This window comes from Nonomuraea sp. C10, assembly GCF_008017515.1.
Lineage (GTDB): Bacteria > Actinomycetota > Actinomycetes > Streptosporangiales > Streptosporangiaceae > Nonomuraea > Nonomuraea ferruginea.
Window position 1 is genome coordinate 2,590,469 of record NZ_VPFF01000001.1, and the last position, 15,044, is coordinate 2,605,512.

Sequence of the window (15,044 nt, forward strand, 5' to 3'; positions counted from 1 at the left end):
TGCTCCGGCGATGCCTCGGGAAGCCGTCGCCGGCGAGGTGAGCGCGTGGCAGGGCTCAGCGGACGCGCTCGGCGCGGGCCCGCGCGACGATGGAGCGCAACACGACGGGGCCCGCCAGAGATTGGAAGTTGATTCCCGGATCCAGCTGCTTGACCTGCCCTTCTATGGCCAGAAGGGCCATGAGAGGAAAGATGAACTCGGCCCGTGAGAACGCCTGGTGCCGCCGCTGCACGGCGAAGAAGCGGGCGGCGAACCCCGCCAGGGAGAAGGCCCCCGCCGTCAGCCCCGTGACGGAGCCGATGAGGCCCTCCATGTCGCGGCGGAACGCCTTCTCGGCCTCGGGCGGCACCGGCCGGGCCGCGGCCGCCAGCGCGTGCGTGGCGCAGATCTCGGCGTTCCCGCTGGACATCCCGAGGAAGAACTCGGTGAAATGCGTCCGCATCTCCTCGTCCAGCTCGTAGGTGAACCCGGCGTCCACGATCGCCAGCCGGCCGTCGGGCAGCTCCCACCAGTTGCCCGGGTGCAGATCGCAGTGGACGACGCCGGTGATGAAGAGCATCTCGTACACCGTCAGGACGAGCCGCTTGGCGGTGCGCCGGGGATCGCGGAACCGCCGGCCGCCGGCCTGTCCCGGTATCCACGTCATCGTCAGCACGCCCGGCCCGCTCTGCCCGGGCAGCACCCGGGGGAAGACCACCGGCAGGACGAGTTCGAGGTCTTCGAGCCGGCTGAGGGTGGCCGCCTCCGCCACCAGGTCGGTCTGCCCGCGGACCGACTCGCACATCTCATGCACGACCCGTTCCAGCGTGGGCCCCGAGCGCCGGAGCAGGACGCCCGCGACCCGGGCCATGGCCGTGATGAGGCCGAGATCGATCCGCAGCTGTTCGGCGGCCGTGGGGTGGACCGTCTTCACCGCCACGTCGGCGCCGTCCACCTGGCGCCGCTCCACGGTGGCCACGGATCCGATCTCCACGTCCGCCCCGCCGGCGCCGGCCCGCCCGCGCGCCAGGCCCTCCTCCAGCTCCTCGCAGAACGCGGCGGGGAGGATGTCCCTGCGGCTCGACAGCATCTGCCCGACCTTGATGAACGCCGGGCCCAGCCGCCACAGGGCCGCGCTCACCACGGCGCCCGCCCTCCTGAGCGTCCCCTCCCGCCGGCCGTGCCGCACCACGGCCCAGGCCAGCGACGCCGCCGTGGCGCACACCACGACGGCGACCTGCGCGATCCGCACGGCCGACCGGGCCGCGGAGCTCATCTCCCGCCCTCCGGACGCCGGATCGCGTCCTGGCGGGAGGCCGCCAGGTGCCGCTCCAGGGAGTCCAGGTAGTCGGCCCAGCCGCGGGCGTACCCGTCGGCCAGCTCCGCGGGAGGATCGAGGTGCCGCAGCGTCAGGACCGCGCCGCCCGGCGCCCCGCTGACGCTCACCTCCACCACGCTGTCGTGATGACCCGGGTCCTCCAGCAGGAAGCGATACTCGCCCGCGTCCTCCCTGCGCCGGTAGCGGAGCACCGTCGCGTGTTTGACATAGGACTCACCGGAGTCTTCCGTGAACCGCAGCCGGTAGCGTCCGTCAGAGCCCCGGGCGCACGGCGTGAACCAGGCGGAGATCGACTCGGGCGCGGTCACCGACAGCCATAACTCGGGGAAAGCGCAGTCTAAATGCCGGTGGATGGAAACGGCGGACGAATCTCTGTCCACGGACATGGCGTCACGTTAGCACGCCCAAATCATCGGCGGAACGGGCCGGTCGCCGAATTCCGCAGGAAAGCACACCGCAATTTCGAAGAAGCCGCCCCGGAAACGCCTGACTATAATTCGTACATTTGCTGTCGTGCCAAAAGGGTGTCTTTCCATGGGTGAGAGAATTGCCGGGACGACCCGACACGAGATCGGCGACGGGCCGGAGCTGCCGCGGCCGATGGCCGTCGTGGCCACCGCGATGGTCGCCACGATGCTGGAATTCGGCTCGCGGACCGGGCTGAGCGCCGCGCTGGCCGCCGGCCCCGCTCAGGCGGCCGGGCTCGCCCGGGCCACCGGCGGCGACGCGCGCCTCGCCGAGGAGTGGCTGCGCGGCCTGGCCGCCGCCGGGCTGGTCTCCCACGACGAGGCGGGCTACGCGTGGTCGCCCGAGGTCCGGCCGTACATCGGCGGGATGATGGACGTGCAGCCGGGGGTGGCGTTGTTCGGCGCGCTGACCCGGTGCGTCCCCGCGATCGCCGAGGCCTATCACACCGGGGGAGCCCTCGACGACGCGAGCTATCCGCAGGAGCTCGCCGAGGCGATGCAGCGGATGAGCGCCCAGTGGACCGGGATCATCCTTCCGGACATCTGGTTGCCCGCCGTCCCCGGGCTCACCGACACCCTGCGGGCCGGCGGCAGGGTGGCGGAGATCGGCTGCGCGTCCGGTGAGACGCTGGAGACCCTGGCGACGGCCTTCCCCCGGATCACGGCGCAGGGCTTCGACCTCGACGAACGGCTGACCAGCGCGGGCAACGCCCGGCTGGCGGCGCGCGACCTGACCGGACGCGTCTCGCTGTGCCACCTGGACGCCACGACGGCGCTGAGCGGCGGATACGACCTGATTCTCGCGCTCAGCGTGCTCCACGACGTGAGCGACCTGTCCGGCATGCTGCGCGCCGCGGCCTCCGCCCTGCGCCCCGGCGGCACCCTGCTGGTCGTGGAGTCTCCGCCGCTGACCGGCCCGGCGGCGGCGATGCTGCTGGCGACCAGCGTGCTGTACTGCGTCCCGGCCACCGCCGCGCGAGGCGGCCGGCCGCTGGGCACCCTGGGGCTGACGCCCGAGACCCTGGTCGCCGCCGCCGCCGAGGCGGGGCTGTCGCCGGTCACGACGCTGCCCGCCGTGCACCCCATGGTGGCGGCGCACGCGTTCGGCAGGACGGCCGAGCGGGCGCCCGGCGATGCCGGACCGGGCGAGCCCGCGCGGGAGAGCGCGGCCGGCCCGGACCACCTGCCACGCGTGCGCGGGCTCCGCCTGGCCGGCCGCGCGGCGCGGCTGACCGGCCAGGTGGGCGCCGCGGCGCCGCACGTGGTGTCGGCGTGGCTGGTCGACCGGCTGCTCCGCGGCAGGACACGGGCGCAGACGCGCGGCACCAGGCGGCTCGTGCGGCATGTCGAACGCATGGGCCCCACCTACGTCAAGTTCGGGCAGATGCTGGCCAGCCGCGCCGACCTGTTCCCCGCCCACGTCACCGAGCAGCTGGCCGCCCTGCACGACGACGTCACCCCGATGGGCGCCGCGGAGTTCGGCCGTCAACTGGCCCTCGCCACGCGTCAGGAGCCGCGCCTGAGCCGGCTCAACGTGACGGATCGCTGCGTCGGCAGCGGCAGCATCGCCTGCGTGTACGAGGCCATCGACCCGGACGGCCGCCTGCTGGCCGTCAAGCTGCAGCGGGAGGGCGTCGCGGAGTCGATGTCGACCGACCTCACCCTGCTGACCGCGCTCACCCGGGTGGCCGAGAAGCTGCCGGCGGCGGGCGGCGCGCCCATGGCCGACCTCGTCGGCTACATGTCCCGGGCGCTCTACGGCCAGATCGACTTCTTCCGCGAGGCCGGCCACCTGCGCCGGCTCGCCGCGAACCTGGCCCGGTACGAGGAGATCATCGTGCCGCGGGTGCACGAGGACTACACCTGCCCCGTGGCCCTGGTGACCGACCTCGTCCCGGGGCTCGCCGACGACGTTCCGGCCGCCGACCTGGCCGGGCGCGACCGCGTCGCGTCGCGGGTGCTCGAAGCCGTCGGCTCGATGATCTTCAAGGACGGCTTCGTCCACTGCGATCTCCATCCGGGCAACATCTACATCCGGCCGGACGGCACCGTCGTGATCCTGGACGCCGGCTACTGCGTGGAGATGCCCGGGAGGGTCCGGGACGCACTCCGGGACTTCTTCATCAACCTGGCGCTCCGCAACGGGCAGCGGTGCGGGGAGATCATGTACGACTCGGCCTTCCCCACGGGACCGCCCGCCGGGCACACCCCGGCGCGCAGGCGCGCGTTCGCCCGCGAGATCGCCGGGCTCGTACGGGCGACGACGGAGCCGGGAGGGCGGTTCGACATGACCGACTTCGGCCCCCGCGTCTTCGAGCACCAGAACAGCTACGGCGTCCACCCGCCGGCCGACTTCGCGTTCCCCCTGATGTCCCTGATGATCGTGGAGGGGACGCTCCGGCGCTGGTGGCCCGGCCTGCAGGTCCCCGCGGCCACCGGAGTCCGGTGAGCCCGGGGCGGGCTCAGGCGTGGACCGCCCGCTGGAGGGTGTGCCGCCAGGTGGCCAGGAACCGGTCCCGCAGCACCTCCCGCGTCTCGGCGTCCAGGTCCAGCGCCGCCCATCCTGTGTGCCGCACCCGCAGCTCCAGCGCGGTCGCGGTGGCCGTGACGGCCACCTCGGCCTCGGTGGGCGGGCACCCGGGCACGGCTTCGATCCCGAGCGCGACCAGGTCGTCGAAGTGCGTGCGCCAGCGGACGACGGGAAACGGCCGGGGCCCCTCGGAGTCGATCACGTAGAACCAGCGCGGCGGCCACGCGGGACCGGAGAGCGGCAGCCACTCGCTCAGGACGGCCCGGTGCAGCGGGCGCCAGCCCGGCCTGTCGAGCGTCCGGCGCTCGGTGATGTCGGCGAGGCCGTCGTCCGTCTCGCCGGGGGCCGGGGGAGCGCCCGGCAGCGACGCCGCCAGGCGATCGAGCCGGTGCTGCCACAGCCGCCTGGCCTGGTGGACGGTCGCCGGGTCCGCCGACTCCAGCGTCTCACTGACGCGCAGCAGCACCGGCCCGGACCCGAGGACGTCGAACCGGACGGCGGTGACGGGGCTGACCCCGAGATAGGCGCTGGTGAACGCGAGGACCCGCTCCGGGAGGATCGTCTCGACCCAGAGGCGGTACACCGAGGACGTGCCCGTCGCGACGGTCAGCTCCTGGGCGACGTGGGTGATGTCCGCCTCCAGCCGCCCCCACCAGGCCTGGGCGCGCCGGGCGTCCACGATCATCCGCCACGCTGCCGCGGCGTCGCACGGCAGCCGGACGGAGTGCTCGACGACGGAACCGTTCACCTCTGCCTCCCCGGCGCGCGGGTGTTCCAGTCACGGTGGCCGGAACCCCAGGTGTAGACGGTGTCGTCCGCGACCTGGGCGCGGACGATCCGATCCCGCGGACCGACCTCCCGATGCCGCGCGGTCCCGCCCGGGAGGCAGAGCCTCACCAGGCGCCGCACCGACGCGTCGTCCGCCACGAGGGAGCTGCCGCCGATCCCGGAGATCGCCGCCACCGGACGCTCGGGCGTGGGCTGGGGCCCGCCGAGCACGATCTCCTCCGGCATCGGCCGCCGCCGGTCCAGCAGTCTCTCGGTGACCTGGACGCCCCACTCCGGCGGCACGACCGCGAACCCCGCCCGGCCCGCCATCCCGGCGCTGGCCGCCCCCATCCCCACCGCCGACCAGAGCGACCACTCCGCCGTGACGACGCGCACCTCCGGACGTTCCTCCCGCAGCCGCGCCGCCTCCCGCCGCAGCAGCTCGTTGGCCAGCGCGTACCCGCCGAACAGCCGGTGCGGGTGGCGGGACTCGGTCGAGCCGAACGCCACCACCGACCGCAGCCCGGCGGGCACCAGGGCCTCCACCAGGGTGCGCAGGGCCGTGGCCTTGCCGCCCGCCAGCCGTTCCAGGTCGTCGGCGGCCAGGTCGGCCAGCGGCGCCAGATCCAGCTCGCCCGCGGCGTGCACCAGGTGCGTGATCGGGAAGGGTGCCGCGGGAACGGCCGCGGTGACGTCCGCCTGATCGACGACCACGCGGGTGCGCGCGATCGTGGCGGCGAGCCGCCGCCGGTCGGCAGCGGGCAGGCCGCCCGCCGGGCGCCGGTCGAGCAGCCACAGCGGGTGCCCCGCGGCGGCGAGCCGCGCGGCCAGGGCCAGGCCGATCCCGCCGAGCCCGCCGCTGATCGCCACCCCGGCGGGCTCGGCGCCGGCACCGGTGGGCGCGGGCAGGCGGTACCGCATCCACCGTGGCGGACGCGTACGGAAGGACTCCCGGCCGTCGCGCACGATCTCGCGGTGACGCAGGTGCGGCCACTCGCGCGACGCCGCCCGGAGCAGGCTGCCGCCGCCGGCGCCGCGGTGGGCGAGCGTGAGCGGCAGGCCGCGCTCCGCGGCTCGCCTGATCCCGCCGAGGAGCAGAGCGGCGTCACCCGGGCGCCAGCGAGCGCCGAGTTCGACGAGGATCCCGTCGTCGTCCGCGTGCACACGTGATCCGGAATGCCGCCTTTCCGGGAGCGCGCACGGCCGCGGCGGGCAGGGGCCGGGGACGAACGTCAAATCCGTGTTCGGTGCGATCAGATTGCCCATCGCGACCCTTCCATGGATCACCTCGACCGGCTGATCGGCTTTCTGAGGTCACGCCGACAGTATCCGATCACTTTTTCTCCTGCCAGGCGCGAACACCGTGCCCGGCCTCGGTAGGCAACGTGGGAGAAGTTTTGTCATCCGCTCCCTCCTAGCGTGACTGCTGTAGCCACAACTTCGCCCTTCGGAGGCAACAGATGGCAATCGATCTATGCAATAAGTCCCCGGAATCAGTGGGTAACCCCGGTCCTGAGTCATCGCTTCCGGTCGAGGCTCCGCCGCTCGAGTCGCTCCGCGACGAGCAGCGGGACGCGCTCAACTTCGCCTACCGCACGACGCTCAGCATGGACCCGCGCTTCGTGGCCGGCGACCCGGCCGCCTGGTGCAGCGATTTCGGCTACGCCCTGAACAGGGCCGCCGTCCGGGTCGACAACCGGACCGACGAGGAGCTCCAGCACGACGCGCTGCACCACCCCGACCCGGTCATGCGCGAGCAGGCCGTCTTCGAGTACGCCGACCGGGACCTGCCCGACGCGTTCGAGCTGCTCGCCGAGGTCATCCGGCACGACAAGAACCGCGAGGTCCGCTGGGACACCCTCTGGGCCATGGAGAAGCTCGGCGGCCCGCACGCCATCGCCGCGCTGCGCCGCTTCGCGAAGGACTCCGACCCGGAGATCGCCGAGTGGTCGAAGCTGTTCGCCAGCGAGCTCACCACCGGCGACCCCGCGTTCGACGGCCGCGGCGGCGTCTTCACCGAGGGCAGGACCTTCGACGAGACGATCTACCTGCTCATCCACTGCGACCTCTACGTCCGCCTCGACGGCACCAACCAGCACTGGGGCAAGGTCTCGCTGGGCCCGCTCGGCCTGGCGCGCGTCTACGGCCAGGCGCACGCGTGCCCGAACGTCGCGACCCGCGAGAAGCAACTGCTGATGGCCAAGACGATCAGCGGCCTGCACGTCGACGGCTCGCCGCACATGGACAACTACCTGTTCCGCGGCTTCACCGAGCGCAGCAGGCGCGACCGCGGCAACTTCTTCTTCGAGTCGCAGGTCCCGCGGACGTTCTTCAAGTCCGGCCGCGCGGACGACCCCTCGCAGGGCACCCACGACACCCGCATCGGCTTCGCCCGCTACGGCACCTGGCACCTCGACCCCACGCTGAAGGTCCGCGGCGAGGACGCCATCAGGTACGTCCGGGGCCGGTTCCAGGGCTGGGGCTACACGAACGTCGAGAGCGTCGCCGGCAAGTCACTCGAGGAGATCCTGCAGCCGGGCAACGGCATCCTGTCGACCATGCACGACCCCGAGGTCAGGGACCTGACCAACGTGTTCATCCTCGGCACCTTCAAGGGGAAGCTGAACGACTGGGACGGCGACGGCCGCATCGACCTCAACTCCAGAGACGTCTACAGCACCGTCGACGGCGAGATCGACAGCAACCAGGACGGCATCGCCGACGAGCCCGGGCGCACCTGCTGCGACTACCGCGCCGTGGGCCTCTGACTCCGGCCACAGGCCGATCACACACCCCCTGAAAGGAAGAGCCATGATCACCAATCCCGAGAAGACCACCGTCTACGGCCGGCCGGTCCAGACGGACGGGGTGCCCAACCTGTACGAGGGCACGCAGGTCGTCCGCTGGGCCACGCCCGAGGCCGGCATCGACAACCTCGGCATCCACTCCTGGGACACCTTCGCCATCCCCGGAGTCGGCGAGTTCGACGTCGAGTTCGACGGTTACGTGCGGGTGGTCCGGTCCGAGCCCACGGAGAACGAGTGGGCCGACGCCGAGGTGTACACCAACCTCATCGAGATGAAGATGACCGGCACGTCGGAGGAACTGGGGACCATCACCGTCACCCTCAACCCGACCTGCCTGTCCGCCGGCCAGATCCGCAACCCCTTCGATCCCTACGCGGGAGAGGGCCCTTCGGCCAAGGCGTGCCGGATGGCCGTCGGATGCCTGTTCGACATCCCCAAGCTGGGCAAGACGCTGTTCAACAAGGAACCCGTCATCCTGACGATCGACGACGTCCGCTCGATCCCGCCGGCGGGCGCCCCGGGCAAGGGCCAGATCTACCGGATGCTGCCGCTGCACGACCTCAAGAACCCCGACGCCGAGCCGGTCGGCTACCTGACCAGCCTGCGCTTCAACATGGGCGGCTACCTGGCCCCGGAGAAGATCGCCTGACCGGTTTCCCAGCACCTCTGAACGAGCCGAGGACGCCATGACCACTGTCTCACCACTGCCCGACGAGCTCACCGTTCCGCTGACCGAGCCGTCACCCTTCCCTCCCTTCCGCGCGACGGCCCAGCCGGTCGCCCACGACCGGTGGGAAAGGCTGATCACGACGGTGACCGTACCGGCGGATCTGGACGCGGTGTGGACGGCGCTGGCCGATCCCGGGCGGATCGGGCTCTGGCTGGCGCGCACGGGTGAGTCCTGGGCGCGCGAGGGCGAGCGGAGCATGCTCGACTTCCGCGACGGCGAGTTCTTCTGGTGCCACACCGACGAGGTGCGGCCGCCCGGCCCGGACGGTCACACGGCCACGCTGAGCTATCGCTGGCGCTGGGTCGGCGTGGGCCCGGCCACCCGCGTGACGTGGCAGCTCACCGCCATGGGCGCGGCCACCGCCGTGACCGTCACGGAGATCAGCTCGAACGGGCCGTCGGACTGGCGGAGCTGGAACGGCACCGGCTGGCCGGGCATCCTCGACCAGCTCTCCGACCACGTGCAGACCGGACGGGACGTGCGCTGGACCTGGCGGCGCATGGGGCCGTACGTCCAGACCGAGCTGCCCCTGCCGGCCTACGAGGCGTGGGCGGCGCTCACCGCCGTCCCCGCGCTGCAGTACTGGACGGGACGCACCTCCGGCTCGCTGAACGTCGACGACCCGATGGCGTTCGTGATCGGCGACGCCAGCGGAAGCTGCGTGCTGACGGTCACCGAGCACCTGGAGGCCGGGCAGCGGTTCCCGTCCTACCTGCCGAGCCTGAACTTCAGGCTCGACCGCGGCGGATGGCCGGATCACCTCTCCGGCCATCTGTGGATCGAGCCGGCGCACCTGGGCGGCAGCCTGCTGCAGGTCTTCCACTACGGCTGGGAGATGTTCGGCTCGACGGAGACCGCCCCGCACGACCGCACCCTGCTCACGCGGTTCTGGGCTTCGGCCTTCGACCGTCTCGGCACTCTCATCCGGCGCGCGTCCGCGCCACCGGACATGCCGGACGGCATCCCCGGATGACGTGAGCCCGCGCAAGTCATCGCACGAACACCCAACGGAAGGACCGGCGACATGGGACACGCCGAGGACGAGGTTCACCCGCTGTACCAGCCGCATCTTCGCAACAACCCCTTCCCGATCTACGCGAGCATGCGGGAGGAGGGACCCGTCCAGCTCGTCAAGGAGCCGCGCGGCATCGAGCACTGGGTGATCACCCGGTACGAGGAGGCGCGGGCCGCGCTCGCGGACCGGCGGCTCTCCCGCGATCCCCGGAACATGTGGGAGGTCATGCGGCAGACGGAACTCTACGACGAGGGCGAAGAGGACTCCGAGCCGCACATGCTCAACGCCGACCCGCCCGAGCACACCCGGCTCCGCCAGCTGGCCAACAAGGCGTTCACCGCCGAGCGGGTGGAGCGGCTCCGCCCGGGCATCCAGCAGATCACCGATGAGCTGCTCGCCGGGATCGACACCTCCAAGCAGGTCGACTTCATGCGCGAGTTCGCGGCGCCGATGCCGATCAAGGTCATCTGCACGCTGCTGGGCGTGCCGTACCAGGACGCCGTGAGCTTCACCAACTGGGTGCTCGCGGCCCTCACCCCCACCTACGTCACGGGCGAGCGGATCCGCCCGTACGAGGCCAACCGGCTGCTGCGCGACTACTTCGTCGACCTGGTCGCCCGCAAGCGCGCCGAGCTCAAGCCCGGCTCGGGGCGCGAGGAGGAGCAGCCCGACCTGCTCAGCGCGCTGGTCGTGGCGTCGGACTCGGGCAACACGTTCAGCGAGAAGGAGGTCGTGTCCACGGCGGGCCTGCTCCTGATCGCGGGCTACAAGACCACCGTGAACCTGATCGGCAACGGCATGCTGGCGTTGCTGCAGCACCCGGGCGAGATCGAGCGACTGCGCCGGGACCCGTCCCTGATGACGTCGGCGGTCGAGGAGCTGGCCCGCTACGACGGCCCCGTGGAGCGCGCGATGCTGCGCGTGGCCACCGAGCCCGTCACGATCGGCGACGTCACGATCCCGGCCGGCGGGCTGGTGACGGTCGCCAACGCCGCGGCCAACCGCGACGAGAGCAGGTTCGAGGACGGCGAGCGGCTCGACGTGAGCCGCGGCGACCGCAACCACCTGGGGTTCGGCTACGGCATCCACTACTGCATCGGGGCGCCGCTGTCCCGGCTGGAGACCGAGATCGCGTTCACGTCGTTGCTGAACGAGTTCTCCGACATCACCCTCGCCTGCCCGGTCGAGAAGCTGGAGTACCGCGAGACCGGTGTGCTCCGCGGCCTCGCCGAGCTGCCGGTCTGGTTCACCCGGCGCGAGACCGCCTAGCCGCCTCGACGACCCGGCCAGACACCCGGCACGCCGATCCCCGCGCACCGACGCGGACCGGCGTGCCGGTTTCTTTCATCGCCTCGGCCCGCGGCCGCAATCTGGAAGAAGCCGCCCGGCTGAGCCGATGCCTACGCTGACGGAACTGGACAGGAAACGACGACAGGTGGCGCACATGGGCGATCCCGGCGTTTTCGACCGTACATCCGACATCGAAGAGGCCATGGCGGCCGGCGCGCGGTTCATGACGGATCTGAGCCGCGCCATGGTGGTGCTGTCGTGCGCCGTCGGGGACCAGCTGGGCCTGTTCGCGGCGCTGGCCGACGGCGAAGGCCACAGCGCGGACGACATCGCGAAGCGCGCCGACGCCGACGCCCGTTACGTGCGCGAATGGGCGCGTACGCTGGCCGCGGCCGGCTATCTGGAGCTGGACCGCTCCGGCGAGGAGTTCCGCCTCCCGCCCGCGTACACGGCGCTCCTGGCCGACCCCGGCTCTCCCTTCTACGTCGGCGGGATCGCCCGCCTGGTCCCTCCTCTGGCCGCGATGGTCGAGCGGGTGGCGGGCTGCTTCCGCAGCGGCGAGGGACTGACGCCGGGCGACTATCCGTCGGCGATGTACCAGGCCACCTGGCGGATGAGCGCCAAGTGGCTCGAAGCGATGCTGCTCGACCAGTGGCTGCCGCTCGTCCCCGGCCTGGAGGAGAAGCTGACGGCCGGCGCCGAGGTCGCCCACCTGGCCTGCGGGTCGGGCACCGCGCTCGCCCTGCTCGCCCGGCGCTTCCCGGCCTCGCGCTGCACGGGGGTCGACCGGCACGAACTCAACGTCGAGCGGGCCCGCGGCGAGATCGCCGAGTACGGCGTCGCGGACCGGGTGACGCTCACCCGGGTGACGGGGTTCGCGGACGGCCTGTCCGGACCGTACGAGCTGGTCATGGCCTTCGACTCGCTCCACCTCGCGGCCGACCCCGGCGACGTCCTGCGCGACGTGGCCCGCGCGCTGACGGAGACCGGCGTCTTCCTGCTGCTGGAGACGGACTGCTCGACCGACCCGCACGAGAACGTGGGGGACGTCGCCGCCTTCCTCTACGGCACCAGCACCTTGTACTCGGTGCCGCTCTCCCGGACGGGGCCGGTGGTGGCGGGCATGCTGGGGCTCCCGCAGCCGGTGCTCACCCGCCTGTGCGCCGACGCCGGTCTGACGGCTCCCCGGCGGATCGCCGCCCCCACCCCCTTCAACGTCCTCTACGAGATCAGGAAGGCATCATGAGCGGAGCCCGTACGGCCGGCGACGTCCCCGCACCGCCCGCGCCGATCCGCTGGTCCGAGGCGGGCGACGGCTCACAGCGGGCCCGCGTGCCCGTACCCGTCGACCACCGCGACCCGGATGGGCCGGCGATCGACCTCGCCCTGGTCCGCTACCCCGCCGCCGGGCCCGGAGCCCGGCGGGGCGTCCTGGTCGTCACCCCCGACGACCCGGGCAGCTCCGGCATCGCGATGGCCACGCAGGTGAGGGCGGCGCTGGCGCCGTCCGTCGCCGCCGCCTTCGACGTGATCGGGTTCGACCACCGCTTCAGCGGCGAGAGCGCGCCGCTGCGGTGGGGGCTGGACCAGCGCGAGATCTTCTGGGTGTTCCACGAGTCGGAGTCGTTCGCCGAAGAGGTCCGGTTCCAGGCCGAGCTCGCCGCCAAGGCCGCCGGCCACTCCGTCGACGTGCTGCCGCACATCACCACCCGCGCCATCGCCAGGGATCTCGACGTCGTCCGGCGTGCCCTCGGCGAGGAGCGCGTCTGCCTGCTCGGGCACAACTACGGCTCCTACGTCGCCGCCGTCTACTGCGAGCTGTTCGGCGACCGCGCCGACCGGGTGATCCTCGACAGCGTCCTCAGCCCCGACTGGGTGTGGCAGGGCCTGTTCACGAACTTCGCGCGCAACTGCGAGGCCACGCTGCGGCACTGGTGCGCGGCGACCGCCCGCCCGCAGGGTCCCCTCGGTGACACCCCCCAGCAGGTGCGCGACGCCTTCGACGAGGTCCTCCGCAAGGCGGGGGCGGCGGGGGTCACGCTGCCGGGGGTGCCGGTGCCGCTGGACGAGCAGTTCCTGCGGGTGCTGACGATGATGCTGCTCAGCTCGCGGCGCTCACATCCGGCCCTGGAGGACGTCGTCCGGTCGGCGAGGTCCGGCGCGCCACTCCAGGCGGGCACCCAGCAGCTCATCGGCTCGATGTTCGCGGTGCCACGCGACGCGAGCACCGCCGCCGCGCAGCTGGCGATCCTGTGCGGGGACGCGGCCTGGCCGCGGGCGCTGGAGGAGTACGAGGCGGCCGTTCAGGACGCGTCCGGGTTCATGGACCGGGCGCTGCTCGGCGTCAAGGCCGGCGCCTTCTGGCCGGTCCAGCCGCTGGAGCCGCCGACCGTGTTCGGCCCGCGCGAGACGGGCGGCGTGCTCCTGATCCAGGCGGAGCGTGACATGTTCACCTCCGACGCCGGGGCGAGACGGCTGCGCGGCCTGCTGGGCGACCGGTCCCGGCTGGTCATGCTGCGGGACGTGATCGAACACCGGATCTTCCCCTTCGCCGGCGACCCCCGGGTGGACGCGGTGGCGCAGGAGTTCCTGATGACCGGGCGGCTGCCGGAGGCCGACGTCGTCGTGGGCGACGACTCCTACGAGGATGGGGAGGCCCGTCGATGAACCAGCCGGCGTCCTATTACCGGCAGCAGGTCGCATGGGGCGAGCCGGACCCCGCGCTGGGCGGCGCCCGCCGGGCGGTGCTGCGGGTGCCCCTCGACTACCGGCGGCCGGGGGAGCGCGACATCGAGATCGGCATCGCCAGGCACAGTGCGACGGGCCGCCGCCAGGGGGTGCTTCTCGTCGGCCCGGGCGACGACCTGGGCAACAGCGGCCTGGCACTCCTGGCGGCGCTGCTCGGCAGCCTCCCCGACCGGCTGACCGAGGCGTTCGACGTCGTGGGGTTCGACCACCGGTTCATGGGCGCCAGCACCCCCGTCTTCTGCGACCTCGAACCCGAGGAACGCTTCTGGGTCTTCCACCAGCCCGAGTCCTTCGACGCCGAGATGCGCTACCAGGCCACGGTGGCCGCCAAGTGCTCGGCCGGGACGCTCGACCTGCTCGCCCACGCCAACTCCCGCAACATCTGCCGCGACATGGACGTCATCCGCGGTGTGCTGGGCGCGGACCGGATCTACTACCTGGGGTACTCGTACGGGACCTATCTCGGCGCCGTCTACGGCGAGATGTTCGGCGCGCACCTGAACCGCGCGGTGCTGGACGCGATCTGCAGCCCCGACTGGGTGTGGCGCGGGCTGTTCACCGACTTCCCGGCCAACGGCGAACGCGCGCTGAACCGGTGGTGCAGGTGGGCCGCCACCCAGCACGCCACCTACCGGCTCGGCACCGCCGGCCCCGAGGTGCGGGCCGCCTACGACTCCGTCCTCGCCGCGGTGGACCGGGGGGAGCCCGTCACGCTGATGGGGTTCCCCCTCGACCGCACCCTGGCCAGGCTGATCCCCGTCGGGATACTCAACAGCGAGAAGGCCTATCCCGTCCTCGCCGACATCCTCCGCCACCTGCTCACCCAGGCGGACCTCGACGCGAGCAGCATGGAGTTCCTCGCCCGGATGTTCGGCGAGCCGAAGGAGGAGAGCGGCACGGTCGCCCAGCTGGCGATCCTGGCCGGCGACGCGCTCTGGCCCCGCAGCCCGGCGCTCTACGAGCAGGACATGCTGAAGGCGGCCGGGGAGTTCCCCTGGACCGGCGCGGCGCTCAACGGGATCAAGGCGCCGGCGTTCTGGCCCGTCCCGCCGGCGGAGCCCGCCACCCGGCTCGGCACGGAGTCCGGCGGCGGCAGCTACCTGCTGGTGGCGGCCGACGAGGACATGTCCACTCCCTGGGCGGCCGCCCGGCGGATGCACGAGGTGCTGGGGGAGCGCTCGACTTTCGTGACCGTGGCGGACACGGCGCACCACCGGGTCTTCCCGTTCTACGGCAACACCGGACTGAACGAGCTGGTCTGCGACTTCCTGCTGACGGGGAGCACGCCGGGCCCCGACCACGTCTGCCCCAACCCGGACCGGCTCCTGGAACCGGCCGCGTCCGGCCGGGGCTGACCGGCGCCGGGAAGTA

Annotated in this window: 12 protein-coding genes; 8 read left to right on the forward strand and 4 right to left on the reverse strand. The window is 72.4% G+C overall.

Annotated elements, in window-relative coordinates; genetic code table 11:
- Positions 1-55: 55 nt before the first annotated feature.
- Positions 56-1,255, reverse strand: coding sequence for an AarF/UbiB family protein (locus FR742_RS11775; protein WP_148030996.1), 1,200 nt, complete (start codon positions 1,253-1,255; stop codon positions 56-58).
- Positions 1,252-1,704: an SRPBCC domain-containing protein gene (locus FR742_RS11780; protein ID WP_148030997.1), complete on the reverse strand. Its 453-nt coding sequence runs from the start codon at positions 1,702-1,704 to the stop codon at positions 1,252-1,254. Before FR742_RS11780 ends, FR742_RS11775 begins: the two co-directional genes overlap by 4 nt.
- 148 nt (positions 1,705-1,852) lie before the next feature.
- Between FR742_RS11780 and FR742_RS11785 the strand changes: the two genes are divergently transcribed.
- Positions 1,853-4,234: an AarF/UbiB family protein gene (locus tag FR742_RS11785; RefSeq protein ID WP_148030998.1), complete on the forward strand. Its 2,382-nt coding sequence runs from the start codon at positions 1,853-1,855 to the stop codon at positions 4,232-4,234.
- Between the two features lie 13 nt (positions 4,235-4,247).
- Here FR742_RS11785 and FR742_RS11790 read toward each other — a convergent pair whose 3' ends face one another.
- Both FR742_RS11790 and FR742_RS11795 read right to left on the reverse strand, forming a co-directional pair.
- Entirely contained in the window at positions 4,248-5,063 is an 816-nt protein-coding gene (locus FR742_RS11790) for a hypothetical protein (protein WP_148030999.1), read from the reverse strand.
- Positions 5,060-6,247: a KR domain-containing protein gene (locus tag FR742_RS11795; protein ID WP_187281104.1), complete on the reverse strand. Its 1,188-nt coding sequence runs from the start codon at positions 6,245-6,247 to the stop codon at positions 5,060-5,062. The genes FR742_RS11790 and FR742_RS11795 overlap by 4 nt, the downstream gene beginning before the upstream one ends.
- A gap of 332 nt (positions 6,248-6,579) precedes the next feature.
- Here FR742_RS11795 and FR742_RS11800 point away from each other — a divergent pair, with 332 nt between their 5' ends.
- The 7 genes from FR742_RS11800 to FR742_RS11830 all read left to right on the forward strand — a co-directional run bounded on the left by FR742_RS11800 (position 6,580) and on the right by FR742_RS11830 (position 15,028).
- Positions 6,580-7,851 carry a HEAT repeat domain-containing protein gene (locus FR742_RS11800; RefSeq protein ID WP_219548083.1) on the forward strand — a complete coding sequence of 424 codons (1,272 nt, stop codon included), beginning with the start codon at positions 6,580-6,582 and terminating at the stop codon, positions 7,849-7,851.
- A gap of 43 nt (positions 7,852-7,894) precedes the next feature.
- A complete protein-coding gene (locus FR742_RS11805; RefSeq protein WP_148031002.1) occupies positions 7,895-8,539 on the forward strand; it encodes a DUF6073 family protein in 645 nt (214 codons plus the stop codon).
- A gap of 37 nt (positions 8,540-8,576) precedes the next feature.
- Complete coding sequence (locus FR742_RS11810) at positions 8,577-9,593, forward strand: SRPBCC domain-containing protein (protein WP_148031003.1); 1,017 nt, start codon at positions 8,577-8,579, stop codon at positions 9,591-9,593.
- 51 nt (positions 9,594-9,644) lie between these two features.
- Complete coding sequence (locus FR742_RS11815; protein ID WP_148031004.1) at positions 9,645-10,904, forward strand: cytochrome P450; 1,260 nt, start codon at positions 9,645-9,647, stop codon at positions 10,902-10,904.
- 175 nt (positions 10,905-11,079) lie between these two features.
- Positions 11,080-12,171, forward strand: coding sequence for a trans-aconitate 2-methyltransferase (locus FR742_RS11820; protein ID WP_187281105.1), 1,092 nt, complete (start codon positions 11,080-11,082; stop codon positions 12,169-12,171).
- Positions 12,168-13,592, forward strand: coding sequence for an alpha/beta fold hydrolase (locus tag FR742_RS11825; protein WP_148031006.1), 1,425 nt, complete (start codon positions 12,168-12,170; stop codon positions 13,590-13,592). The genes FR742_RS11820 and FR742_RS11825 overlap by 4 nt, the downstream gene beginning before the upstream one ends.
- Entirely contained in the window at positions 13,589-15,028 is a 1,440-nt protein-coding gene (locus tag FR742_RS11830; RefSeq protein WP_148031007.1) for an alpha/beta fold hydrolase, read from the forward strand. The genes FR742_RS11825 and FR742_RS11830 overlap by 4 nt, the downstream gene beginning before the upstream one ends.
- Positions 15,029-15,044 lie beyond the last annotated feature (16 nt).

Coding starts and splice junctions, on each gene's coding strand:
- FR742_RS11775 (WP_148030996.1), bottom strand. CDS start 1,255: ATGAGCTCCGCGGCCCGGTCGGCCGTGCGGATCGCGCAGGTCGCCGTC.
- FR742_RS11780 (WP_148030997.1), bottom strand. CDS start 1,704: ATGTCCGTGGACAGAGATTCGTCCGCCGTTTCCATCCACCGGCATTTA.
- FR742_RS11785 (WP_148030998.1), top strand. CDS start 1,853: ATGGGTGAGAGAATTGCCGGGACGACCCGACACGAGATCGGCGACGGG.
- FR742_RS11805 (WP_148031002.1), top strand. CDS start 7,895: ATGATCACCAATCCCGAGAAGACCACCGTCTACGGCCGGCCGGTCCAG.
- FR742_RS11810 (WP_148031003.1), top strand. CDS start 8,577: ATGACCACTGTCTCACCACTGCCCGACGAGCTCACCGTTCCGCTGACC.
- FR742_RS11815 (WP_148031004.1), top strand. CDS start 9,645: ATGGGACACGCCGAGGACGAGGTTCACCCGCTGTACCAGCCGCATCTT.
- FR742_RS11820 (WP_187281105.1), top strand. CDS start 11,080: ATGGGCGATCCCGGCGTTTTCGACCGTACATCCGACATCGAAGAGGCC.
- FR742_RS11825 (WP_148031006.1), top strand. CDS start 12,168: ATGAGCGGAGCCCGTACGGCCGGCGACGTCCCCGCACCGCCCGCGCCG.
- FR742_RS11830 (WP_148031007.1), top strand. CDS start 13,589: ATGAACCAGCCGGCGTCCTATTACCGGCAGCAGGTCGCATGGGGCGAG.